At 54.9% G+C, this 25,206-nt stretch carries 13 protein-coding genes and 2 pseudogenes; 4 read left to right on the top strand and 11 right to left on the bottom strand.

The window, feature by feature from the left end; genetic code table 11:
- Positions 1 to 331: 331 nt before the first annotated feature.
- Positions 332 to 1,141, top strand: a complete 810-nt coding sequence (locus DQG23_RS36785) for a sugar phosphate isomerase/epimerase family protein (RefSeq protein ID WP_113036032.1) — start codon at positions 332 to 334, stop codon at positions 1,139 to 1,141.
- Positions 1,142 to 1,850: 709 nt separating this feature from the next.
- Positions 1,851 to 2,531, top strand: a complete 681-nt coding sequence (locus tag DQG23_RS36780; protein ID WP_113036031.1) for a DNA-binding response regulator — start codon at positions 1,851 to 1,853, stop codon at positions 2,529 to 2,531.
- A 210-nt stretch (positions 2,532 to 2,741) separates the two neighbouring features.
- Here the strand turns inward: DQG23_RS36780 and DQG23_RS36775 are convergent, their stop codons facing one another.
- The 5 genes from DQG23_RS36775 to DQG23_RS36755 all read right to left on the bottom strand — a co-directional run bounded on the left by DQG23_RS36775 (position 2,742) and on the right by DQG23_RS36755 (position 9,356).
- Positions 2,742 to 4,085 carry a DUF455 family protein gene (locus DQG23_RS36775; RefSeq protein ID WP_113036030.1) on the bottom strand — a complete coding sequence of 448 codons (1,344 nt, stop codon included), beginning with the start codon at positions 4,083 to 4,085 and terminating at the stop codon, positions 2,742 to 2,744.
- Positions 4,086 to 4,183: 98 nt separating this feature from the next.
- Positions 4,184 to 6,043, bottom strand: a complete 1,860-nt coding sequence (locus tag DQG23_RS36770) for a heparinase II/III domain-containing protein (RefSeq protein WP_158560893.1) — start codon at positions 6,041 to 6,043, stop codon at positions 4,184 to 4,186.
- A gap of 63 nt (positions 6,044 to 6,106) precedes the next feature.
- Positions 6,107 to 6,985 carry an AraC family transcriptional regulator gene (locus DQG23_RS36765; RefSeq protein ID WP_158560892.1) on the bottom strand — a complete coding sequence of 293 codons (879 nt, stop codon included), beginning with the start codon at positions 6,983 to 6,985 and terminating at the stop codon, positions 6,107 to 6,109.
- 156 nt (positions 6,986 to 7,141) lie between these two features.
- Positions 7,142 to 8,293: a trans-sulfuration enzyme family protein gene (locus DQG23_RS36760; protein ID WP_192894686.1), complete on the bottom strand. Its 1,152-nt coding sequence runs from the start codon at positions 8,291 to 8,293 to the stop codon at positions 7,142 to 7,144.
- Positions 8,294 to 8,561: 268 nt separating this feature from the next.
- Positions 8,562 to 9,356 carry a phytanoyl-CoA dioxygenase family protein gene (locus tag DQG23_RS36755; protein ID WP_113036027.1) on the bottom strand — a complete coding sequence of 265 codons (795 nt, stop codon included), beginning with the start codon at positions 9,354 to 9,356 and terminating at the stop codon, positions 8,562 to 8,564.
- 198 nt (positions 9,357 to 9,554) lie between these two features.
- Here DQG23_RS36755 and DQG23_RS36750 point away from each other — a divergent pair, with 198 nt between their 5' ends.
- Entirely contained in the window at positions 9,555 to 10,451 is an 897-nt protein-coding gene (locus DQG23_RS36750; protein ID WP_113036026.1) for an AraC family transcriptional regulator, read from the top strand.
- A 523-nt stretch (positions 10,452 to 10,974) separates the two neighbouring features.
- On the opposite strand, the gene DQG23_RS36745 is transcribed toward DQG23_RS36750, so the two are convergent.
- From DQG23_RS36745 to DQG23_RS36735, 3 genes are all read right to left on the bottom strand, one after another.
- Positions 10,975 to 13,818: a family 78 glycoside hydrolase catalytic domain gene (locus DQG23_RS36745; RefSeq protein WP_113036025.1), complete on the bottom strand. Its 2,844-nt coding sequence runs from the start codon at positions 13,816 to 13,818 to the stop codon at positions 10,975 to 10,977.
- A gap of 138 nt (positions 13,819 to 13,956) precedes the next feature.
- The gene (locus DQG23_RS36740) at positions 13,957 to 14,670 is read right to left on the bottom strand and encodes an SGNH/GDSL hydrolase family protein (RefSeq protein WP_113036024.1); all 714 of its coding nucleotides are present in this window, start codon (positions 14,668 to 14,670) and stop codon (positions 13,957 to 13,959) included.
- Positions 14,667 to 15,677 carry an aldo/keto reductase gene (locus DQG23_RS36735; RefSeq protein ID WP_113036023.1) on the bottom strand — a complete coding sequence of 337 codons (1,011 nt, stop codon included), beginning with the start codon at positions 15,675 to 15,677 and terminating at the stop codon, positions 14,667 to 14,669. The genes DQG23_RS36740 and DQG23_RS36735 overlap by 4 nt, the downstream gene beginning before the upstream one ends.
- A 349-nt stretch (positions 15,678 to 16,026) precedes the next feature.
- Here DQG23_RS36735 and DQG23_RS36730 point away from each other — a divergent pair, with 349 nt between their 5' ends.
- The gene (locus tag DQG23_RS36730) at positions 16,027 to 17,262 is read left to right on the top strand and encodes a BNR-4 repeat-containing protein (RefSeq protein WP_113036022.1); all 1,236 of its coding nucleotides are present in this window, start codon (positions 16,027 to 16,029) and stop codon (positions 17,260 to 17,262) included.
- Positions 17,263 to 17,349: 87 nt separating this feature from the next.
- Here DQG23_RS36730 and DQG23_RS43915 read toward each other — a convergent pair.
- From DQG23_RS43915 to DQG23_RS36715, 3 genes and pseudogenes are all read right to left on the bottom strand, one after another.
- Positions 17,350 to 17,934: pseudogene (locus DQG23_RS43915) on the bottom strand (chitinase N-terminal domain-containing protein); the annotation flags it as partial.
- Positions 17,935 to 18,165: 231 nt separating this feature from the next.
- Positions 18,166 to 18,732, bottom strand: a pseudogene (locus DQG23_RS43910) (Ig-like domain-containing protein); the annotation flags it as partial.
- A gap of 4,825 nt (positions 18,733 to 23,557) precedes the next feature.
- Positions 23,558 to 25,168 (bottom strand): extracellular solute-binding protein, encoded by a 1,611-nt coding sequence (locus tag DQG23_RS36715; protein ID WP_113036019.1) that lies wholly within the window; start codon positions 25,166 to 25,168, stop codon positions 23,558 to 23,560.
- Positions 25,169 to 25,206: the final 38 nt, after the last annotated feature.

Below are 25,206 nucleotides of genomic sequence, written 5' to 3'. Positions count from 1 at the left end.
CAGCTTTTTTTGGCAGTGTTTATTATACGGCATGAGCGGGAACGAATTCTTGGTTAATTCGCCAAGAAATATGGGGATTCCTCTACTCGAAGGGCAAGAGGCGCCCGTTCGTGCGGGTTGTCCGTTCCGTGCGGGGAACGGCATTTCGTGCGGCCTGTCCCGTTCGGTGCGGGGGAACCGCGGTTCGTGCATGTCGCCGTTCCGTGCGGGGGAATCGCGTTTCTGTCAAATCCACAATGCTTGCTGGCAAATCGCCCAAGATTTCGACCGCATTTTCCCCTTATAGTGAGCGTGACTATGGTTTTTTATGAAATTCCGAGGAGGCCGATTGATGAAGCTTAAATTATTCAAGGCCCAATGGGGCATGACGGGTACGCTCGAGCAGCAGTTTGCACAGATCGCCGAAGCCGGCTATCAGGGAATCGAAGGACCTCCGCCCGCCAAAGAAAACGAGAAGCTGTTCCGCAGTCTGCTGGACTCCTACAAGCTCGACTACATCGCCGGCATTCATTCGGATGGGGATCATATCGCATCGTTCCGGGAACGGGCCGAGCGCGCCGCCGAATTTCAGCCGCTGCTGATTACTTCGCACAGCGGTAGAGACTATATGGAATGGAGCGAGCAGCTGTCGTTTTTCGAGAACGCGCTCGGCATCGAGCAGCGCCTCGGGATCCCGTTCGCCCATGAGACGCATCGCGGCCGCGCCATGTTTACCCCGTGGACGACCGCAAGACTGCTCCGCGAGTTTCCCGAGCTGAAGCTCAATGCGGATTTCAGCCATTGGGTCGTGGTCACCGAGTCGTTCCTCGAGGAGCAGAAAGCGAATGTCGAGCTCGCCGTTAGCCGGGCGATCCATGTACACGGCCGCGTCGGCTTCCGCCACGGTCCGCAGGTTCCCGACCCGGCCGCACCAGAATACGCCGCTGAGCTGCAAGCGCACGAAGCATGGTGGGACGACATTTGCCGGACTCGCGCGGCGCAGGGGGTCGATGTTTTCACCTTCACACCGGAATTCGGGCCCCCGGGCTACATGCACACTATGCCTTACACAAAGCAGCCGCTTGCCGACCTGTGGAGCGTCTGCCTATGGATGGGCAAACGGTTTGCCGACCGCTTCAACGAGCAGTACCCGCAGGGTTGAGGCCGCACGAGGTTTGACAGCCGACGTGTGACCGAGCACCGCGCGCCGGGAGTCGCGCGCGGTGAGGAAAAGCAGGCTTTTCAAAGGAGCGCGAACAGTTGGGGATACGCCGTTTTTTGAGCTTTCACTTTGAAGCCGTCAGTTGCTTGAGCTGCGGATCCAATTGGATCCGCAGTTCAAACACCTGAGCCCCCCTCCCCGCTCGTCGTTTGCATGTGCTGCAGTCCGATTTCGCCCAATTGGAATCGAGTTCAGCCTCTTTCCAGCGCCTCTAGTCCGAAAATGCCCGCTTGCAGCTGCAATTTCACTAGGCATACCGGTAAATCCCTTCTCCAAGTGGGCAAAATCGGACTACAACGTAAAAGGAACCTCAATGCCTTGCTCTAAGTCGGCAAATTCGGACTGCAGCGTAAAATGTATCCCGAATGCCTGATACAAATAAGCAGACTGGAATACAACGCCTGCATTTGCTAACCAAGCAAATTCGACTATAGCGAAAGGGAGCTTAGCCGCTCCTTTTCCATGTGATTGCGGAAGCGAGCGGTTGTTACAAAAATTATTGCATTTTCAAACTCGCTGTTGCCTGCTTATCGATTAATTGCTAAAATCGTAGTAACAAGAAACCGCATATATCGTCGACGCAAAGCATGCGCCGTCTTCACGATCCATTCGTGAGGCGGCGCTATTTTATTTGGATCGGAGCGATCGCATGAACATAGCCGCATATGACGACAGTCACAAGGAATGGCTGGGAAAGCACTTAAGCAATCGGAAGGGTGAGTCCAAACGAAAACTCATTACCGGTCATGCCCACGCAGAGAAAGAGTTTCTTCGGCATATCTGGTGGCCTGCATTCGGCCATTTCGAGCATCTTCACCCCGAATATGAGGTGCATGATTTTTTCGATGGCAGCAGGTTTCTCGATTTCGCCTATATTCGCTCGGGCATTCATATCGCGATTGAAATCGATCCTTACGGTACTCATTACGCCAAGCTCGACCGCAGGCAATATTCCAACCAATGGGTGCGGCACATGCATCTGGTGAACGATAGTTGGTTGATCGTCCGGATCAGCCTTGACGATGTAACGGAGCGGCCGAGGCTGTGGCAGCAGCTTTGTCAACAAATGGTCGGACACCTGTTCGGCGATCATGATTCAATCCCGTTCGATTTGAGCAGTCGGGAAAGGGATATTTTGCGGATGGCGTTTCGGCTCGATCGCCCGATAAAGTTGGCTGATGTGAAAACACTCCTCCAATGCGGTTATGACACGGCTAGAAAACAGCTTCAGCTGCTAGAAGACAAAAAGTGGCTATTCCCTGATGGAAAAGGTACAGCCAGGACTCATGCTTGGCGTGTCGCTCCGTTTCGCAAACCGCCCTTATTATAGGGGGAGTCGGCCCCCCAAACTGTTTGATTTCTTCACTGCTTGGTTCATACACTGTGGGATAGGATAACCCCGGTGATCGTCCATATCGTTCCGCGACAAAACATCGGCTGTTGCGGGTCATCCTCAGAAATCTCTTTGCATCATCTCCAGTACAAGCAAAAAAGCCCCTAGGCTGCAAACTGCAACTGCCTAGAGGCTTCACTCGCAAACTTAATATTTATCGTACTGAAGATCCATCGTCGCAAAACCGCAAAACTCGGGGAAGCTGTGCAGCACCTTGTTGATCTCTTCTTGGCTGTAGCCCATTTTGCGGAGATGCATTTGTTTGACGGTTTCGGCCGCGTTCCGGGCGGATACGAAGTCCTCCATGTGCTCGAACAGCTTCGCTCCCCACTTCTGGCCGAATCCGACATGGAGCCGCTCGTCGGCGATATCGTATTCGGATTGGATCGACGACAACGGATCGCCATGCTTCATGAACGCGCCGATCGATTTGCGCTTTTTGATGAAGGAGCAAGGCTCCATCACCATCGTCAGGCTGGAGTAGAACTCCGGAAATACCCGGTTCATCGTTTCGGGAGTCGGCGCCGTAGACGGATGCCAGGAAAAATCCTCCGTGCGGTAGCCCATCTGCTTCAGCCGGCGCACGCCCATTTGGCTGTGACGAACTTCATCCCACGTATGGCGGGCCACATCGATATAGAAATCCATCGGCATTTTTTGCACGCCGTAGTACAGATAGGTCAAGCTCTCCACCGCCGACATTTCGCTGGCATTGATGAAGATCATATGCTTTACGCTGTCGTAGGTCGGCGATTTCGGATCGAACATCGCGCTTTTGTACTTGTTCAAGTCGACATGCGGATACTTCGGATCGTTGGCAGGCTTAAGCGGAATCGGACCTGCCGGCTCGGCGACGGGATGATCGGGCCAGTCGATCGCTTTTTTGGATGACGTTTGCTCAAGCATGCTCCATACCTGCTCGATATACGTTAACCAGCGCTGATAAGCGGTCCGCTTTTCCTCGTCTTCGACATAGGCAAACTTTACAAAAGGAATCCCCCAGGACAAAAGCTGTTCCTTATCGAGCTCAATGTAACGCAGCTTATCGAACGTCGGTCCGTCGAGAATCGGATCCAGCGTTTCGCGGAAAGCCGTATACTGCTCATACAGCTTCGAGACGATAAACTTATAACCCGCCGCGAATTCAATCAGCCCTCCGGCGAGCGCGATGCGCTGGCAAGCTTCCTGGAGACCGCTCGGCGTCCACGCTTTGTCGTTGATATCGCCGCCGGGCAGCTCGCCGATCCGCTCCCGCAAATGCACCATATGCTGGGTATGCAAATACGACATGCGCACCAGCTCGCCCTTTAAATCCCAATCCGGCACGGACGGGACCCAGCCCATCGTCATGCGCGAAAGCTCGAACTCCAGCCAGAAGCACTGCTTCAGCAGCTTGGAAGTGTCGATCGGCCGCAGCAGCGAGCCTCTATAGGAAGATGCCGCTTCAAGGAAGCTGTAATCGGTTACGTCTACTTCGATTTTTTTGGCCATCGATGAGAACCTCCCCTAATCAACCAGTTATGCTCCTCATTATAAGGAAGCGCTCTCCTGAAATCTTGTTGCATTGTCTCGAAAAAGTGGGGTATTCTCTACTGTTTCTCGAAGGTGAACGTCGCTTGGTATTCCGCCCCGCGTCCGGTTCTCCTTACAAGAATGCCCGGTCTAATTTGAGAGGTCGTATTTTCATAACCCTCGAATAAGTAAACGTCCGTTCCTTCACAGCCTTCCATCCGCAGGGTCAGCGTTCGTCCCGGCATTACCCAGCGTACCGACCAGCTGTCGCTTGCCGTGAACATTCTTACGTTCATCAGATGCTGATAACCGAATTCGCTCCCTGGCGAAACGCATGGCTGTGTCTCGAAATCGGTTTCCAGCCGCCCGCGGCAGTGGAACACCCAGTCTGTCGTATGCTCGTCTTCGCTGATCACCTGGAAAATGTCCTCGATGCGCCCTTCCTGCAGCCGGATATCGCGCACATAGTCCACGCCCGGATAAACCGCTTCGGCCTTCGCGCGGATCCGGTTACGTTCCTGATCGAAATCGAGCACGATTCCGCGGCTTCGCGAGAGCTGATCGGCGGCATCGACGACGAGGGTATTATGGGCAATTGTCTTCCGCTGCCACTCCAAAAACAAAAACGAGCCGTAGCCGTTCGAGGAAATGTCGTGCGACCAGAGGCAATCCCCGTCGAACAGCTCGATGTTCATCAAGTCGGGATGAGCATGGCTGGGCGTATTGAGGCCGTATTTGATAAAAAGCGCCGTGTCGCCGTCGCGCAGCGAGCATAAATTCGAATCCGGGTAATTTTTGGTCGTGCGGCGCATCGTTTCTCCCGCATATTCCCCTCTGCCAAAAAGCAGCCGCTGGATCCAGCCGTGCGGCGTGTTTTCGACCATACCGCCGTAAGCCGGCGTCTGCCGGTAATAGTCGCCGTACGACCGGGAAAGCGCATATTCGAAAGCAGGATCCGGGAACAGCCGGTTCGCGTATTCGTATTGGCCGGCATAATGCGTAAGCGCGATGTTCGGCCACCCGTCGTTCGGGTTCGGGAAAAACCCGTTATCGAACGCGATCTCCGCCGGGAATACATACATGTTTTTCACGGTCTCTTCCATGCCGCCGCAATCCGCGCCGTAAATTTGAGCGAAGAGCAGGAAGTACGTAAACGGCTCTACGCAATAAAAATGATAGTGGAACGAGCCTTCATACCAGAAGCCTTCGTCGGTGACGCCCTCCTGCAATTGGCGGATAAGGCCGTATGGCCCCTGCAAGGCGCGCTCCACATACCCGCTGTCCCCGAAAAACATCCCGGTCATGCCCACCGCCGTTTTCATCCAGCACGGAATGTTATGAATGCTTTTGGAGTGGCTATCCAGCATTTCGGCTTGCGGGTCGAACAGCTTCGTTCTGTAGTGGCGAAGCTCTTCCGCGGTGAACGTCTCCTTAATGAGCTCCATCCCCTGCAGCAGCCAAATCATGCCGACCGCGTCGCATAGATCGGTACCCGCTATTTTGCCGACATATCCGGGCTTCACGTCAACCTTAAGGTGCTCGTAGTTGTCGCAGTAGAAGGACAACACCTTGCGAATGAACGCGGGGTAACGAGCGTCGCCGGTAATCCGGTACAACACCCCGGCGTAAAAAACATGCTTATGCGCCTCGTCCCGGTACAAATAATTCCATGCCTGGTCGAAACGGGCGCCCTTGCTTCGATGCCCGCAGCCCGAGCAGAGGTTGCCGTACGGCTCCTCCCTGACAAAATCGATCATCGTTCCGCAGCTCTCGCAAAAAAAGTCATGGCCCCACCCGGCAATCCTGTCCGGCGAGTCCGCATAATGCCCGATCCACCATTCCGTCGTCTCCACAAGCGTGTCGTATACTTGCCCCGCCCACGCATCCGTCCGTATTTTCTCTTTAACAGCCTGCCAATCCTGTACGTAGCTCGTCATGTAAATACCCGTTCCTTCCATTCTTTTCGCTAGTGACTGCACAGGCCGCAAGGCTCTCCGGCGCTAAGCGTATTGAGCTCGAAACGCGTTCGGCGTCGTGCCGGTCATCTCCTTGAACGTCTTGTGAAAATGGGAAATATCGTTGAAGCCGGCCAAGCCGACGATTTCCGAAATCGTCCGTCCGCCTCCCGCCAGTAACCCTTTGGCAACCCCGATCCGGTGCGCGACCAGAAACTGATTCGGCGTCATTCCGGTGCCGAGCTTGAATATTTTGTACAAATAAGAGGGCGACAGATGGAAGCGCTCCGCCAGCTCCGGTCCCCGAATCGGCTCCCGGAAGTGCTCGGTCAAATAGTCGAGCATCCCGTCGACGATCGTTTTGAGCTCCTTCGACAAGGCATGGCGGCTGTAAGTGAGCTCCGTCATGCGCGACATCACGACCAGCAGCTCCGTGAACGAGGCTTTCACCATCAGGGGAAAGTGCGCCGGACGGTCGCGTATTTCCGCCTCCAGCTGCAGCAGCAGCTGCCGGACCTTCTGCAGATCCCGGTCATGAAACGTGAGCTGGACCGAGGCTATTTCGTCGGACGGGAACCACACCCGCAAAATGTCCGCAACCGCCGTATCCATCCCTTGCAGCGACTCCACGTAGTCTTCCTCCACCGAGAGAACCGTTCTCCGATATTCGGAGCTCCGGTCCGTTTTGATGGCATGGAACACGAGCGGACGGATGATGGCGATCTTGCCGGGAGCCAGTTCGTAGGTTCGGTCGCCGACGATCAAGGTCACTTCGCTGGAATACGAAAAATGAAATTCATATCCCTTATGGGCATGCAGCCGATCCATCGTGAACCGGTCGCTCTTGAATTCGCAGTACACCGGAAAATGCTGCAGCGTTTGATTAAACCCGTGATCGACGAATTGCGGCAATTCCATTGACATGTCTACCACATCCCACATAAAGAGTCCTATCCGCGGCGTTTCCGCCGAAACCGGCCGGCGAAGAAAGTTGCATGTTTATTGTGTTCTTAGGACTTTATCAAACAGGCCGCACGTCGGGATCGAGCAAGCATTCCATCAGCGATCCCGCTCAACCGGTTAGCGTGTCATTTCGTTCAGGGCCCGATCCAGATCGTCGATGATCGAATCGGCGCTTTCCAGGCCGACCGAAATGCGCAGAAGACCGACCGGAATTCCCGCAAGAACGGAGGTTTCTTCGTTCACCCATAACCCCGGCGAGTTGATGAGGCTCTCGAAGCCGCCCCAGCTCGGGCCTTCTTCGAAGTAGCGCAAGCTTTTCATCATCTTCATGATCTGCTGCTTGTCGCCTTTCGGCACGAAGCTCAGCAATCCGGAATAACCGGTCATCTGTTTTCTTCCCAGCTCGTATTGCGGGTGGCTTGTCAAACCCGGATGACAAACGGCGGATACGAGGGGATGCTGCTCCAGGAATGAAGCGACCTTCAGCCCGTTTTCCTGATGCTGCTTCATCCTCACGGGAAGCGTTCGCAGGCTGCGGATCAAGAGCCAAGACTGGTGCGGATCCATGACGGCCCCGAACATGCTTCTTTCGTTATGAGTGATAGCCTCCAGCGTTTCCTTGCTCCCGACGACGACCCCGCCCAAAATATCGCTGTGTCCGCCCAAATATTTCGAAGCCGAATGCACGACAAGATCGATGCCGTACTCCAGCGGATTCTGATAAAGCGGCGTCGCCCATGTGTTGTCGATAATCGTCGCGATCCCGCGCGAATTCGCCAGCGCAGAGATGGCCTCCAAATCCTGCAGCGTAAAAATATTGGACAGCGGGCTTTCCAAGTAAATAACCTTCGTGTTAGGACGAATGGCTTGCTCGAACTCCTCGACGCTGTCGCCCGAAACGAGCGTAACCTCGCAGCCGAACTTCTTCATGTACGTCTCCAGAAAGCCTTTCGTCGGCGTATAAACGGCCCGCGGACAAATGACGTGGCTGTCCTTCTCCAAATAGTGGGCGAGTGCGGCCGTTATCGCCGCCATGCCCGACGAGAAGCAGCGGGCGGCCTCCCCTCCCTCGAGGGCCGCAATTTTCATCTCGGCGATTTCGGTCGTCGGGTTGGCTACGCGCGTATACGTGTACCCGTGATTAACCGTTTTCCGCGTGAACAGCGAGTTCTGAAAAATAGGCGGCACGATCGCTCCCAAATACCGGTCATACTCGTCGCCCAAATGGGCGATAATGTCTTCCTTGCTCTTCATCGAATCCTTCTCCATCTCCGTCGTCCTCCCGGCTTGCTGAATTTTTTTGCGTGCTTATCGGATGCCGATCCGCGCCCTTCGGCCGCTATTTCCAAGAATAAAATCCTAAGCGGCGTCTTGTTACGCCCGTGTTTACCGAGATTTCGAGCCGTATCCGCGTTAAACTCTTCTGATAAACGAAAAAAAAGACAAATCCGCGGCACATGGCGCGCCGAGGATCGGTCCGGTGCGGGAGCGCCGCTCCTGCAAGAGGAACGGGCTCCATGACACCGCTTTTTATGATTTAAATGTGAGCCAGCAGCGGGAACATCCGGCCTGCAAGCGGTTCGTTCTCGCGCAGATTCAAATCCATTGTAATCGCATGCTTCTTCCCGTTAAAGGTCGTGCCGTCCGGCATGTAAATGATCGCCAGCGCCCGGCGCGGCTTGTCGGTCACATTGGAGTGCGCGTAGTGGAAGGTAAGCCCGTTGTGGAACGTGCAGCTTCCCGCCTTCAGCGGCACCTTGACCGGCTTCGCATTTTCGTAATCGGTGCCCTTGACGAACTCGAACAAGTCCTGCGGATTGGAAAGATCGATATGGTTCAGCTTGCCGGCGTTCTGCGATTTCGGCACGAACATCATGCAGCCGTTCTTCTCATCCACGTCGTCGAGTGCGATCCATATCGACATGGCGCCCGTTTCGTTCATCGGCCAGTATGGGAAGTCCTGATGCCAAGGCGTCGGCTTGGAATCGCCCGGCATTTTCCAAAGCGCATGATCGTGGAAAAGCCGGATGCCGCTTGCGCCCGTAAGCTCCATCGCCATTTGCGCAAAACGCGGGTTGAACGAATATTTATGCATGCCGCCGTGGTCGCGCCATACGTTGACGCGCTGGTTAAGGACGCGGTAGTAGCTGCCGCCTTTTTTGTCGGTTTGCAGCGACATCGTTCCGGTTTCCTCGACCATCACTTCCTCCATATATTGGCGAAGCTCGGCCAGCTCCTGCTCGCTCAGCACGTTGTCCACCTGCACGAAACCGTTCTCCTGATAAAACGCGCGCTGCTCTGCCGTTAAAAGCGATTGAACTGCATTCGTCATGACTATCAGCTCCTCTTGTTCGGGTACTGTTGACCTCTTGAGACCAATATATCACTTCGCAAAAGGAGCAAACTTGGTGAATTCGTCAGAGTTTTAAAGGTGATTTGCCAGCTGATTTACCAGCTTTTCATCCGTCTGGAAATCCACTATGATAAAAGGGACCGACGCTCTTATTTTCCTTCCCGGAGGTATGGCCCGATGACCCGTTACGAGAATGACAGCTATTTGGAAGCCCATGATTTCCCCTTTCATATCGATCAATTTTCATTCCATAAAATAAAATCCGTTGAGCAGCACTCGCATGAATTCATCGAATTCGTCTACGTGGCGGAAGGCTCCGGACAGCATTTCTATGCCGGAACGGAGTACCGGATTCAGGAAGGCGACGTGTTCGTCATCGAGCCGGATGTGGAGCACGCTTATGTCGTCGAGGACGACGGGCACCTCGTCGTTTATAACATCCTGTTCGCCCCTGCGATCCTGAGCCATGAGCTGCAATCGCTTTCCAAAGTGACGTCGTTCGTCGACTTTTTCTATGTGGAGCCTTTTTTGCGCCAGTCGGTGCATTTCCAGTCCCATCTTAAGCTCAATCCTCACCAGAGGATCGAGATGAAGCAGCTGCTTGACCGAATTTTAAGCGAATACAAGGATAAGAACCTCGGCTACCGGCTGCTCGTCAAAACCAGGCTGATCGAAATGTTCGTCTTCCTCAGCCGCTGCTACGATCAAATGCTGCATAAGCCGATGACGGCGCAAGCCTCCGAGCATAAAATCATCGAGCGCGTAGCCGAGTTTATCGAGCTGCATCACGCGAATCCGCTGTCGCTGGCCCAGGTCAGCCAAATGTGCGGGATGAGCCAGTCCGCCTTCACATCGAAGTTCAAGCAGTTCATGGGCAAAACCTTCATCGAATTCCGCAATGAAATCCGGATTCGGATGGCCAAGGAGCTGATGCTTTCGACGAACAGCAACATTTTGCAGATCGCTCAAGAGGTCGGCTTCGACGACTTAAGCTTCTTTAATAAATTATTCAAACAAATGACCGGTCTTTCGCCCGGGCAATTTCGCAAAAGCCGGAAAAGCGCTCAGGAGTAAACGCTCATTGCCTTCGGGCTGCATGATGAAAAACGCACCCCGTGCATGCATGTGCTGGAGTCCGATTTTGCCCAATTGGAATCGCGTCCGGCTTCCTTGCCTCGCCTGCAGTCCGAAAATGCCCGCTTACAGCGGCAGTTTAACTCGGCACACCGGTAAATCCCTTCTACAAGCAGGCGATTTCGGACTACAGTTTAAGGGGAACCGCAATTCCTTGCTCCAAGCAGGCGATTTCGGACTGCAGCGAACGAGGGCTTAAGAGGAATAATTCCTTTTGTCCACTAGCCGTTCATTATGCGGTTCCGAAGCGGAAACTAATCGTGGCTGGCGGCACACTAGCACGCCCGCCGGCATCATTGCACGGGCGGTTGCCGTAAACGGCCGCCCGCTAACCAAGGCAGCGCGCCAACATTCCATTGGCGCGCTGCTTTTCTGTGCCGGACTTCGGGACATTCCCCGGCCTTGCGTTTCGAGGCGTAAGCTGGTTCGAGCGGTTCATCCTCTACTTACGCCCTAATCGAGGCTATTCGATGACTTGGATCCGAATATCCCAATCCCCCTGCCGCTCCGGCGCTTCCTCCACTCGGATGCCTGCCGGAATGGCGAAACGCATGACCGGTTTCTCCTCTTCCTTCGACCACGATACGTCGATTCGCCCGCAAGCGGTCGGGATGCTGCCCTCCGCCCATAGCAGCTCTGTCTCCGGCGGCACAATGCGAATGCTGCGGTATCCGTCCTCCAGCTTTTCTATGCCCAGCAGTTGATTGCCAAGCACGAATGCCGGAGCGGCGGACCATGCATGAGCGTGACTGCGAGGGAATACATTAAACGTTTCCCAAGTGGTCGTGGCGCCGTAGCGGATCATTTTGCCCCAGTCCGTCCTGATCTGCGAGAGCGTGCGCTCCAATTCGCCGAAACGATGCCATACCTCGAACAGATAAAACGAGAAAAACGGCGAGCCGATCTTCACCCAGTCCTCCGGCGGATCCAGCAGCTTCGGCTCGATGACGGCCGCTTGCCGTTCGCCCAGACAGCCGGCCAAATACAGCAGCACATGCGTCTGGAGACTGCGCGTCTTCGAACGATTGCCCGTACGGTGAATGCCGTCCAGATAAGCCTGGCTTTCCTCGTCCCATAAATGCGCTTGAATGGCTTCCTTCAGCCGCTCCGCGTGAAGCTTCAGCTCCTCCGCTTCGCCCGCCAAGCCGAGCGAATCCGCCATATCGGCCGCAATATAGTGGCACTGGGACAGCTGTGCCTGCTGCGCCGTCACTACGCCGACATAAGGAATATCGATCGGCGCCCAATCGAGCAAATTCCAGGACGAGGTGTCGAACAAGCCGTCCTCGTTGAGAAACCCTCTGTAAGCCTCAAGCGTCCGCCTGATTTCCGGGTAGATCGCCGCGTAAAATGTCCCGTCCCCGCTATATTCCGCATATTCCTTACAGGCGATGATCCAGCTGAAGGTCCACATCGGAATGGCCGCCTGCCAGTCGGTCGGCAGAAGCGCGAGCAGCAGCGGGCTTTGGCTCCGCGAACGCGGCACCATTTCCAGGCAATGCCTGACGAGCTCGTAGGAGCCGAACAGCTGATAGTTCACAAGCGCGCTCACCCGGCAGTCCCCTACCCAAAATACCTGCTCGTACGTAGGACAATCGACGAACGTATCCTCCATGCACATATGGGACGTATGCCTGGATATTTCCCAAATATCGTTTAGCAGAGGGTCCGAGCAGCGAAACAAAGCCTTGTCCGCTGCCGGGTAGCTGGACTGGTGCAGCTGCAGGCGGTGGATGTTCACTTGCGCGCTCGCCCCTCGTATCGCGACGATCAAATAGCGGAAGCCCATACGGGTCATGCTTTTGAACGTCTGCCGTCCTTCCCGGCATATATACCGGAACGAGTTGTTGCAGCCGGACGTATAGGCATTTGCGCCGTTGACCCTATTCTCGAACCCGTAGACGTCGATCACGGTCCCTTGCGGGGCGTTCATCTCGAGCTCCAGCGTCCCTACGTAAATTTTCGCGAAATCGAGAACGATTTCCATATCGCCGCCCTGCACAGGTGACGGAAGCTCGCCCGGCAGCAAGTGATCGTGAAGCATCCGCTCCAGCCGGTTCGTAATCGGGTACTGTTTGAGCGTCTTTTTACGCATCATTAACGAGTAGATCATTTTATTGACCAACACATGGCGGGGATGTACGTCCTTGCACATATCTTTGTAGGCCTCGAATGCAGCCAAGCCGGTACAAGCTCCGATTTCCAGCAGCAGCGGGTGCTCGTGATTTAAGCCCGTGCTTTTTTCGACGCCCCCGTACACAGGCTGGAAGCCGTCGGCATAAGACTCGATCGTTTCGAAAGGCCCTATTGTGACGAAGAAGGCTTCCCGGTCAGGCTCGAACGGATGGGCGAACCGGAGCTCCGTATCGAAATCGAACTCCATATGAGAGAACAAATCGTTGTGAACGCCGCATATTTCCATCAGAAAAAGATGCTCCCCGGCAGTCAACCGGATTTCGTCGTTATGAACATGCCATTGGCCGTCGATCCGGAACCGCCCTTGTACGCCGTTCCATCTGGAGTGCGCAAACGTTAACCGGCCGCAAGTCTCGGCCTCCGCCACAAGCTTGACCGCCAGAAATCCGCTGAATATTTTGGCGTTCGCATCCCGCGCTTCGGGAAAAAGATTGTCCCGCATATTGACGGAAATCACTTGGCGGATCGGCTCGATCTCGCTAAGCGCGATAATCTGCTTCGGCTTAACGATCTGCGTGGTTAACGGTTCGATCTCCCGGGGATGAAGCGTCCCCCAAGCTCCGCCTCCATACGAAGCGATGATTTCGCTTGCCGACCATCCCTCGTCGTCGAAGGAAGGCAGCACCCATTCTTCGCTCATTGCATTGGCGTCGTATATTTCCATCCAGCCGATGTTCACGTTGCGCTTGACGACATCGCGGTCGTAGGCGTCATGTCTGCGGTGCAGCCATGTTTCGTCCGTGCCGATTTCCCTCGCGCCGGCCGGGCCGCGCAGCGATAATTGCGCAAGGAGACCCGCTTCGTTCTCGACATACTGATAGTTGGAATGGCCATAGTGCCATACTCTGACGGCAATCGCATTAACGCCCGGCTGCAAAAGATGCGCGACTTCAAACTCGTCGTAATACCAGTGGTCGGCGGTCGAACGGATTGGCCCGTCCCCAAGCTCCGTTCCGTTTACCCACAGCTTGAATTTGGTGTCCGCAGAAATGGACAGCTTTGCATGATCGGAGGACGACGGCGTCCACTCGAACGTTTTGCGAAAACAAATGTGCTCATTGATCGGCCTACGGTCTCCCGGCTGCCAAATCCAGCTGGCTTTATCGAACATGGCGCTTCTCCCCGCTTTCGGTGTTGTGGTGTGGTAAATTCCCGATATCGCTGCTTAAGCGGGCGGCTCCTTGGTGAAACGGGCGCCCCGAAGCCTCTTGAGTGCTTCCTCTTTCATGCATGCTTGTCAGGTCGGGCGTTACACGTTTCCCCCGAATATCCGGGCTTCGATCAGCTCCGCCATCCTGTCATGCACTTCGCGGTCCGGATGATTGATGCCGTTAGACAATCTCGCATGCGGCGCGGCGCCTTCCAGCCGCCACTTCTCCCAGAGCGCGTACGTATCCGCGTACGGCAGCTTATTATCATCCAAATACTCCCGCAGCGCGCGGACATACATCTGCAAATAGCCTTTTTCCGCCGTTTCCAAAAAACGAGGCAATACGAAGCGCTCTTTCTCGTGTACGCCGGGGTTATCCTCCAGCATCATCATGTTCGGCGTGAGCAGCAGCAGATCCGCCTCCGTCTCGCGCTTCACGGTCCTCACTAACTCATCCATTTTTTCGATAAAAAGCGCCAATCCGGCCTCGCCCATATGGCAGTCGTTAACGCCGAAGCCGATCGTGACCAAATCGGGCTGAAAAGCGATCAAATCGCGCTGCCATCTGGCCTCCGACTTTGCGGCCGTATCGCCGGATACGCCGGCATTGATTACATTCAGTACAGTCAGCGGGCATCTTCGGACGATCCGCTGCTTCAGCAGATGATGGTACACCCGTTCATGCTCGATCGCGGCATGCTCCATGCAGCCTTGCGTCACGCTGTCGCCAAAAGCCACATACGTAACGGGACGGGCCCGGACGTCGTCCGCCTTCTCCTGCAGCCGCCGGCGAAATCTCGCGAAATCGCTCATAGCGGATCCACCACCGTGTCCGGATTATGGTAGTTGCGCGGCCAATTGAACGGCTTCAGCCGCTCGAGCAGCTCCGCCGGCAGCGGCTTCCCGTCGGAAACCTTAAGGTTCGCATCCAGCTCCCAGGCATTGCGCATACCCGGAATGACGCAGCTCACCGCTTCATCGGACAAGCAAAAACGGAGCGCCACCTCGGCAAGCGTCATCGAATCGTCGTATTCGCGAAGCATGCGTTTGATTTCCTCGACCTTTTCGAGCGTTCGCGGGAACCGCTCCCCTTTGAAATAAACGCGTCTAACGTCACCCGGCGCAAAAGTCGCGTACGTATCCGGCGTCCAGCCGCCGATCAGCGAGCCTTCGTCAAAGGGCACCCGGGCCAGCACAGCCACCCCGTTATTTTTACATGCGGGTAACAGCTGTTCCGCCGGCCGCTGCTCGAAAATGTTATAAACGACCTGCTGCGCCCGGACCAGTCCGGATTCGGCAAGGGCAATGCCGTCCTGCGGACGGTAATCGCGAATCGATACGCCGAACTCGCGAATTTTCCCTTCCTTTTGCAGCTCCGTAAGCGCCTCATGCCATTCCAAATCCTCCAGCCCTTTTGGAAACCAGCCGTGCAGCTGATACAGATCGATCGTTTCCACACCCAGCCGAGTCAAGCTGTCCTCGCATTGCTTGCGGATGTAATCTTTGGGATAACGGCCCGCCATCTCCGGATCCGACTCGTTCGGATGCGGCCATTGAACGGGCTGCACCTTTGAAGCTATATAAATATGACCGCCGTTCCATTCCTTGAGCGCCATGCCGATCACTTCCTCGGAATGGCCTTTTCCGTACATTTGGGCGGTATCGACCAAGTTGATCCCTTTATCCCACGCCTGAAGCAGAGTGTTTACCGACTCCCGGTCGTCCACCTGCCCGAAAGCTCCTCCGCCGCCTATTTGCCAGCCTCCGAAGCCGATCTCCGAAACGTCCCAGCCCGTATTGCCGAATTTCCGGTATCTCATCACACATCCTCCTTCGCATCGTCACCCTTAAGTGTATGGGATGCCAAAAGGCGTTTTCTTGGTCGATCTGCCAGAAAAAACACGCCAAAATCGCGCTTCACAGTCCATGTCGATTAAGGTAGAATGTAGGCACTTAGGGCATCCCGGGCTATCGCCGGAGGCCGTCATGCGGCGAAGCGCCGCATATTAAGAACGGCTGGGCGGCGAGCGCCGGGCATACCTCGTTCTAGATGCTGGAAGCCGGCGCGCGATAGCGCCTTGCAAGCTAAGCCGCTCCCGCGAATCGCGGATGAGCCGGCCGAAAGGACGGCGTTTTGCTTAACTGCCGTGCAAAGGAGGATTCTTTATTATGCGAGGAGAGAGTTTTGCGAGTTTTACCGAGGACGGCGCGTGGTGCTTTTTCGCCGATCCTAGAGCCATCCGTTATGCAGGGCGGCATGACCGTACGTATGTCGGCTGGCTGACGGGACAGGGCGACGTCATGATCGGCACGTACGATCACAAGGACGGCACCGTCGATTCCGTCATGATCAAGCCGCGCTTGCAGCAGGACGACCATGCCAATCCTGCGCTTTTTTTTCCTGCGGATGGACATGCGATCATTTTTTATTCGGCTCATAACGGGAAAACGATGTATTATCGTCAAATGGAGGCTGCCGAGGACATCGCATCCTTCGGCGACGAACGGGAGCTTCCGGAAAATACGAGCGGCATGCACGGTTATACGTACCCGAATCCAGTCTATGACAGCCGGGAACGGAAGCTTTATTTGTTCTGGCGAGGCGGCAATTTCAAGCCGAACTTCAGCACCTGTCCGGACGGGACCGATGCTTGGTCGGAGCCTCGAACCTTAATATTCGGAGACGGAGCCCGTCCCTATATCAAATATGAGCGCGGCGTTGACGATGCGATCTGGTTTGCTTTTACCGACGGACATCCCAATATCGAGCCGCATAACAGCATTTATTGCGCCTGTATCCGGGACGGCGTCGTCTCTCATGCCGACGGAACGGAGATCAAGCCCGTTTCCGGCTTGCCGATGCTGCCCCGCGAAGCCGATGTCGTCTTCGACGGAGCCGCTCGCGACGCGAAGGCTTGGATATGGGATATCGCGCTGGATGCAAGCGGCCATCCCGTTCTCGTGTATGCCGTCTTCCATTCGGATACGGATCACCGCTACTGGTACAGCCGTTGGAACGGCGAAGCTTGGGAGAGCCGCGAAATAACGGCCGGCGGTTCCTGGTTCCCGCAAACCGAAAAAGGCGCCGTGGAACGCGAACCTTTCTATTCGGGCGGCCTGATTCTGGATCATGCCGATCCGGCCAATGTCTACCTTTCTCGCCCGGTGAACGGAGTGTTCGAAATCGAGCATTGGCGCACGCCCGACCACGGCGCGACGTGGGAGTCTACTGCGATAACCGCCGGCTCGTCCCGGAACAATGTAAGACCGGTTCTCGCTCGGGATATGCGGAGTGTGCCGGGTGAGCAGAACGGCGGACAATCCGGCGCGCTCCTCCTCTGGATGCACGGGGATTACGTGCACTTTACCCGGTATGAGACGGCGTTGAAAATGACGACGGTGTGAATGAAGCAAAGGGCTGTCTCAAGAGGTCTTTTCAGACCTGTTGAGACAGCCCTTTCGTATTATTGCATCCCTAAACGCCGTTAACCACTATCGTACTCTCACTAATTTTGTCTCGCTAGATGTGATTCCTGCACGATTGACCAATTCGCTTCGGTATTCGTATGCGCCCGGCTGTCTGCCCTGGATGGCCGTCACGGCGAATTGCGCTTGCGGCGTCCGCTCCGAGAGCGTTTGCGTATCGATGAGAACGCCGTTTTCGTACAAACGATACTCCGTACCGTTGGTTCCCCACCACATATTCATGCTGATGTTGAAATTACCGTCACCGTCCCAGTTATCGTCGAAAAGCACCGGCTTGCCCGGCGACGCATCCTTGACCTGTACGGTCAGAACATCGCTTCGCGTCGTACCGAACGCATTCGTCAGCTCCGCGACATACCGGTACGTCCCGTTTGCCTTATACGTAATCGCCGTTGTTGCAGATTGGGCGTTCGGCGAACGGTCGGACAACGTTTGCGTATCGATTAAGACATCGTTCTCGTACAAATTGTAGAGCATACCGTTATTCCCAGACCAAAGGTTCATCTTCACCTGGTAATTACCATCCAGGAGGCCCGTATCATGGCCGTTATCGTCCGACAGCACAGGCTTGCCCGGCGCCCCGCCCGCACTCGGTACGATGTTGTTCACGACAGCCGCCGCCGTCCCCCGGTTGCCCGCCTCGTCGACGAATTCGAAGGTAAAGCTTCCGTTTGCCAAAAACGTAAAGCTGTCTAATCCTCCATTGTTCATAATCGTGACAGGCTCGCTTGGCGTGATCGCAGCGATGACCGGCTGAATGGTCGGTGCCATTGTGCTTAATTCGACTGAGGCTGTCGGCACAGTCGCATCGATTTGGAAGGTCATTCTTTGGACAGCTTCTACATTTCCCGCTTGATCGGTCGAGCGATATTGCACTTGATAAATCCCGTCGCCGAGCACGATAGGCGATTCATACGGAATGAACCCGTCCGTCGACTGTATGCCGTATACGCTTTGGATCACGGTTAACGCATACTCGGTCGACGCGGCTCCGGGGCCGTCATCCGATGCTTGGAGCGATACCGTTACGTCCGACGTATACCAGCCGCCCGCTCCGGCGGTTCCTGCGATAACGGCATCGGTAGTAGGCGGAGTAATATCCGGCTGCTCAACCGTCACCGTGCTCGTAGCTGTCAGTCCGCCGGCTGCGGTCGTCGCCGTGATCTGGGTCACGCCGGCCGAAACGGCGGTGACGAGGCCATTCGCATCCACAGTTGCAACCGCCGGATCGTACGTGCTCCACGTAACCGTTCGCTCCGTCGCATGGTTCGGTGTAAAGACTGCCGTCAACTGACGGCTTTGTCCGATCCCCAGTTTAAACGCCGCCGGGTCAAGCTCTAAGCTCGTCGGAGCGACAATCTTGGAAAAGCGGATGTTTTCGATAAACATCTCGTTAGTTCCCGATATCACATTGAGCGGAACCGAAGAGATCTCGATGCTGTCCGCCGTCGTACTCGGGAAATTAAACCCGGCATACTCGGCTAGCTTCGTCCCGTCCATCCAGAGCGACACGGTCGATTGCCCGTCGAACCGGATTTCCCACGCATGAAACGCGTTGTCCACCGGCATCGGGATGTTATATGTGCCGATGTTGCGATACAGCGCGTCGCCGCGAAATACGACTTTGGCCGTATGATTTGCTGCGTCATACGAATTCAATGCCAATATGAATTTCTGACCGTTCGCATTCATTCTGAATATAACGCCGCGATCCGGCAAGTTGGCGCTTGGTGTGATCAAATCGGCGAACTTCGCGTCGAATTGCCATTTCCAAGGACCTGCTCCGATCGTGAAGGACTTGGTCATCGTCACATATTTGCCGGCCGAAGTCCCGTCGCCATAGACGAGATACTGCCCCGCCGGCACCGGCTTCGTCGATGCGCCCGAAGGATTGCCCATCGTGTTTGCGGAATCGGTTATATAAGCACCGGTCTGCGGTGCATTTACGTTCCAACCCGCCGCCTTCAAACTCGCAGCATCGTCATAGAACAGCAAGCTGCGCGGCGTTCCTTGCGTAGCGACGATATTTTGCGTCCATTCCGCCGGATAAGCAAAGGTATGCCATTTCTCCACCTTCACTTTATCGCCCAGTTCACCCAGAATATATTGGCCGCCGGCGTTGCCTCTCCAATTGTTAAATATATAAACGCCGTCATAGCCCGCTTCGTAAAATTGATGGGTTCTCCATAAATATTGCTGTTTGGAGATATAGTTGAAGCCTGCGGTTATCGGAATACCGCGTTTTTTAAGATCCTCCTCCACCTTGGTCAACTCGTGGCCGGAAAGCGTTCCCGAAAAGCCGCCGTAAAGCTTTACGCCGGTATTTTTCACCATATTGGCGAAATAGGTGAGATTGCTATTGAATTCTTCATGTCCGACGCTGCTTGGTATCAAAATATCGATCAAGCCTTCGCTGACCCAGGTTTCGATATCCATAGCACCAACCGGGTAATACGGCACGCGTACAGCAATTTGCTTACCCGCCAGAGCGGAGCGCAGCTCCCGCAAAAAGCCGGTCATAATTTCCGCCTTCGGCAGAGCTGTCGTTTCATAACCGAACAGGTTAGGATACCGGCCAAAATCCAGTTCAACGCCCGACACGACTTGTTCGCCTTGTCCGTTCGTAACGAAAGCGGCTTCCAGCAGCACATTTTTGACAAATTCGCGGAATTCGGGATACGCATAGCTCATGCGAAACGTTTTGGAGCCGTCATTGCCAAGCTGCATATAATTTTTCTGCACGAATTCTTCATAGCGGGGGCCGTTTAAATACGGATACTCGCCATGGTTGTAGAAAGCGTTCATACGCAAGGAGGCAAACGTATTCACCCCGATTTGCTTGGCCTCTCCCGCGACGATTTCGAGAGGATCCTTGCCGCTGTTTATCAGCTGCAAAATGATATCCCGCCCCTTCTTATCGCTCGTCCTCATCAACGCTTCCTGCTCCGGGGTCATATTGGTGTACGGCTTGAGCGCCGTCGGGCTGTCGCGGAAGATCGCCATCGTCGTGCCTAACGCCCAATACAAGGAACCGACGTCTTTACCGGAATAAATATCGACCGCCTTCTCCTTCAACTGCTGTTCATTCGCGTATAATCCGGACGTAAAATCGCTATAGCCGTCATTGTTGTAAATGACCCGCTTGCCCTGCTCGCCCTCGTCCGGCTGGACATAGAGCGAAACTTCTTCCGCAGTAAGCCCTTTCAGCTTGACGTATGCGATTCGCGCCTGTTTGCCAGGCACACGTTTTAGAATAAGCTTATGATTTTGGAAATCGGAAGCGAAGGCGAACATTTCTCCGATCGCTTTGCCGCCGTAGGCCTGCCCCGGATCGAAGGCGGCGCTTTCGCCTGTTGACACCGTATGCTCCTGAACGCCGTCCGACACCGCGATTTGCTCCGAACCGGTCACGTAGCCGATATAAACACCGAACCATCCGTCAAGGCTTGCCGGCAAGGACAGCGCATGCGTATCCCCGAAATTTTCCAAAAACACGCCGTCCGAACTTGTTCCTTCATACCGGTACGACGCTTTTTCCCACCCGGAGACTGTCGGCGTAAGCGGCGCGCCCAGCGTCTCGTCCCGCATCTCCTCCATGTCGGTAAACAAGTACACCTTGCCCGGCTCCGCCGTCGCCTGCTGTCCGGGCGCAAGAACGCTAACCGACGGATAAACCTCCAGATTGCGCTCGACCTTCGTGATTTCCGCGCCGTCCTTCAATAACCTCAACAGCATCGTCATCCGTCCGGAAGCTCCGATGCCATCCAGATGGATCGGCACATACGCGCCGGTTGCCGCTTGCAGCTTGGTCAGAATCGTTTGGCCGTCTTGTTGCAGAGACGCTTCCACTTGCAAGGTTCCGTCCTGGAACGAAAGCGGGTCCGCGTCGAACAAGGAAACGACGGTATCAATTCCGCCGGCTTGCGATGAAGTCGGCAGCACGGAAACACCGGTAATCATCGGGTTAAACTGGCTCCATGGAGGCAAAACATGTTTCGCAAGCCGAATTCGATCGAATACAGCTTCCGTATTGCCGGTTGCAGCCCCGGAGGTATCGTTGATCACCCGGATTTGATCCGGCCCCGCCTGCTGAAGCCCAATTCCTTGCCAACCGCCGAGCTTCGCGCCGTCCAGCGTAACGATGACTTGCCGCCCGTCGTATGCGAGTCCCCATGTATGATAAAGTTGATCGCTCGGCATGTTCAGCGTCACCGTTTCGTAGCTGCCGTCGATTTTGAGCAGCCGCAGCTTGTTGCCATCGTTCCAAACAGCCCGGTAGACGACTCCGCCGGCTGCGACTTCAAAGCCCAGCCCTTTGCTTAAGTCGGTTCCGGATGGCGATGCCAGCGATTTCATTTTCGCGTCGAATTCGAGCGCCCACGGCACGCTGCCAATCGCAACCTTTTTGGATAATTGCGTTGCCTGCCCGGCCCCTGCCTCCGCATACGTCAAATAAGTTCCCGCTTCCGCCTGCTTCATACCGGCTGCCGTACCGTTCGTTTTTCTAAAATCTGTAAAATACGCACCCGCGACGGGTGCATTTGCCTGCCAGTTCATCGCGGGGAAACCCGAGCCGTCATCGTCAATCAGCACGTTCGGGTTGCCAAGCACTTCCTGGGTGAAGCGAATGCTGTCGAAATAGACCTCGTTCGCACCGGCCTGCCAATCGAGCGGCGTATTGAAAATAAACAAACCGTCCGCCGCATTAACCGTGCCTGCAATCTGCTCGAAGCGGGCAACTACCGTTCCATCCACACTTACCGATACGGCATGATTCCCGTCGTAAGATATTTTCCACAGATGAAACTGGCCGTCGTCAGGCATAGTTACGCGTCGCGCGTCCACTGCGCTGCCGGAACCGACCTGCGCTACGATTTGGTTACCGTCATTAAAAGCGATCTTGTACCGCTTCTGATTGGCGCGAACGTCAAAGACGACTCCGCGTTCCGCCAAATACCGCGAGGGGGTCATCAATTGCGCGAATTTCGCCGAAAACTCCAACGACCACGCCCCCGCACCAATCGTCATATTTTGGCTTATATAGCCGTATTTCCCTGCAGCACTGGCTGACTGGTCCCCATAAAACAAATATTGTCCCGGCTCAACCGGCTTCATGCTGACCCCGTTCGGGCTGCCTAGCGAATTTCCCGCATCGGTAATGTACCAGCCATTGACCGGCGCCGAACTGCGGGTCCAGCCTGCTTGCGACAAATTATCGGCTGCATCCTGCATGTAAACGTCAGGATCCCCTTTAACAAGCTTGAAACGGTCAAAATAAACTTCATTCTTCCCCGCCTCCCAATTGAGAGGCAAATTGCCGACAACAATGCTGTCGAGTCTGCCTGCTGCCGGCAAGGCAATCCCTTTAAACGCTGCAATCTTAATGCCGTCAAGCTTGATTGAAATCGTTTCCAATCCGTCGAACGTGATTGCCCACTGATGGAAGGCGTCATCCTGCGGCATATCGATCTCCTTGTGGACAAAGGTGGTGCCGCTCGTACTGGTTAACCCGTAAAGCTTATTTTTGTCGTTGAGCGAGATTTGGTATCGTTTCTCATTGGCATAAACGACGAACAAAATCCCGCGCTCGGCCGGGAACTGCTTCGGCTTAATCAGATCCNCTCGGCCGGGAACTGCTTCGGCTTAATCAGATCCGCGAATCGTGCGGAAAATTCCAGCGTCCACTCGCCGCTGCCGATCGGAACCGTTTTGCTCATCATCGTATAACGAGCCGCTTCGCTGGCAGCCTTATCGCCGTAGAACAAATACTGTCCCGGCTCAACCGGTTTCATCGAAATCTGATTCGGATTGCCGAGAGAATTCGCCGAATCCGTGACATAGACGCCATCTTCCGGCGAACGGGTTAACGTCCATCCCGCCGCTTGCATATTGTCCGCCGCATCTTCGAACAGCACGGGAAAATTCCCTCCAGCGGACAGCGAGGCGGATTCCGTCCCGCCTGCTCCGTTCGCCCTTGCCGTCATCCCCGGCGATAACAACAACGCGGCGATTAGCATCGCAATCGCCCATACCCGCATCGTCCCAAACCGTTTCCTGCCGTTCCATCCTGAAAGCTTGCTTGCGCCTCCTATTTCCACAGCAAACACCTCCGGTTTCAGTTAACTGCAGTTAAAACCTCGTGCGTAGAACGAAACACCTCCAAATTGCCGTCAAAGCTTCACAAAGCTCTGACGGCAATCACTGGAGCGAGTCCTTATTTAAATTCGCCCTTTACGCCGTTTGCCTTCATCGATTCGTTAACTTCCTTGACAATCTGCGTACCGCCTTTGTCTTTCCACTCCTGGACCATTTTGTCCCAATCGCTGATCGGCCGCTGACCGAAAATCATCTTCGTCTGCTCTTCCATCAAATATTTATCCAGCTCCGAGCCTTTAGAGATTAATGTCTCCGAGTAGATCTGGTAAAGCGGGTTGACAAAGTGCTTCGTTTCCTTATGCATCTTCTCCATCTTCTCGGCCAGTTCCCGCGCTTGCGGAGTTTTGTACGCTTTGGAAAACTGGTTCGCATCGTCGCTCGACGCCCACATCAAGCCATCAATGTAGAAATTGGCCGGCGCGAGTCCCTTGTCCGCCGTTTCCGGCTGCGTATTTCCGTCTTGAACCTTGTACCCCGTTCCTTCGTTGCCGTACATCCAATCGTAATCCGTGTTGCTCTTGTTCCGCTCTTCCAGCGAATAAAACTTCCGGCCGAAATCGAGGAATTCGAGAATCCGCTCCAGCTTCTCGGGATCTTTGGCCAATTGCGCGCTTAGCATGGTCATGCCGTAGTACGCCCTGAACGCCATGAAGCCTTGCGAACCGTCCGGCGCCTTGAACGGCGGAATCGGCTCCAGAACGGCACCCGGGTTTATCTTCATCAGCTCGGTCATCGCGGCTTCATCCATGCCGCGAGGCGAGCTTATGTAAATGCCTGCTTTGCCGGAGTAGAAATCCTTCGCCGTCTGCGTCGCCTTCACCACTGCAAAATTAGGCGTCAACGCCTGTTCCTTTTGCAAATCGGCCAGCCAGGCGATATGATCTTTACGCGCCGGCGAGATGAAATTCGGCATGAAGTTCCCTTCGTTATCCTTGTGGTACCAGGAGCGGAACTCCCAATATCCCCCTAACTCGTAAGCATTGTTAATGTTTTCCGCCATCGCCATGCCGTAAGTATCCGCTTTGCCGTTGCCGTCCGGATCATTTTTGGTAAACGCCAGGGCAACCGCCTTCAATTCCTCATAGCTGGTCGGCATCTTTAATCCGAGCTTATCCAGCCAATCCTTCCGAATGACCGGCGACGCCAAATAGGTGGAAGGGAAATAACGCGGGATTCCGTAAATTTTGCCGTCGACCATCATCGATTTCCACACGTAATCGGGTACGAGCTTGAGTGAAGGATACTTATCGATATAGTCGTTGAGCGGCAAGAACGCCCCTTGCTTGGCCCATTTGTAAAAGTTGGCGGTCGGCGTTTCCATCGTCATCATATCCGGAATCTCACCTGACGCCACATTGGCGCTCAATTTCTGCATATAGTCGTTAATGAGGACAAATTGCGGCTTAAAGTCCATATTGAATTTTTCGTTAATCATATCCAGTCCCCGTCCCGTTGCCGGGGGAAGGGATGTCGCATAGCGGAAGTCGATCGCGCTTACGGTAACCTTCTTCTTGCTCGCAGCGGGCGCAGTCCCGCTCGGCGACGGAGCGGCCGAATTGCCTCCTTCCGCCGGGCTGGCGGAAGGACTTTTACCGCCCCCTGACGAACAAGCCGTCAAGGCGATCATAAGGCTCAAACATGCAAACGCTATCTTTTTGTTTCGAATCATACTAAGCCCCTCCGATATTTAAATATTCGGTCTTGCGC

Source organism: Paenibacillus contaminans (assembly GCF_003285015.1).
In the GTDB taxonomy this organism is placed as follows: domain Bacteria; phylum Bacillota; class Bacilli; order Paenibacillales; family NBRC-103111; genus Paenibacillus_V; species Paenibacillus_V contaminans.
This window is presented reverse-complemented; position numbering and strand designations above follow the sequence as displayed.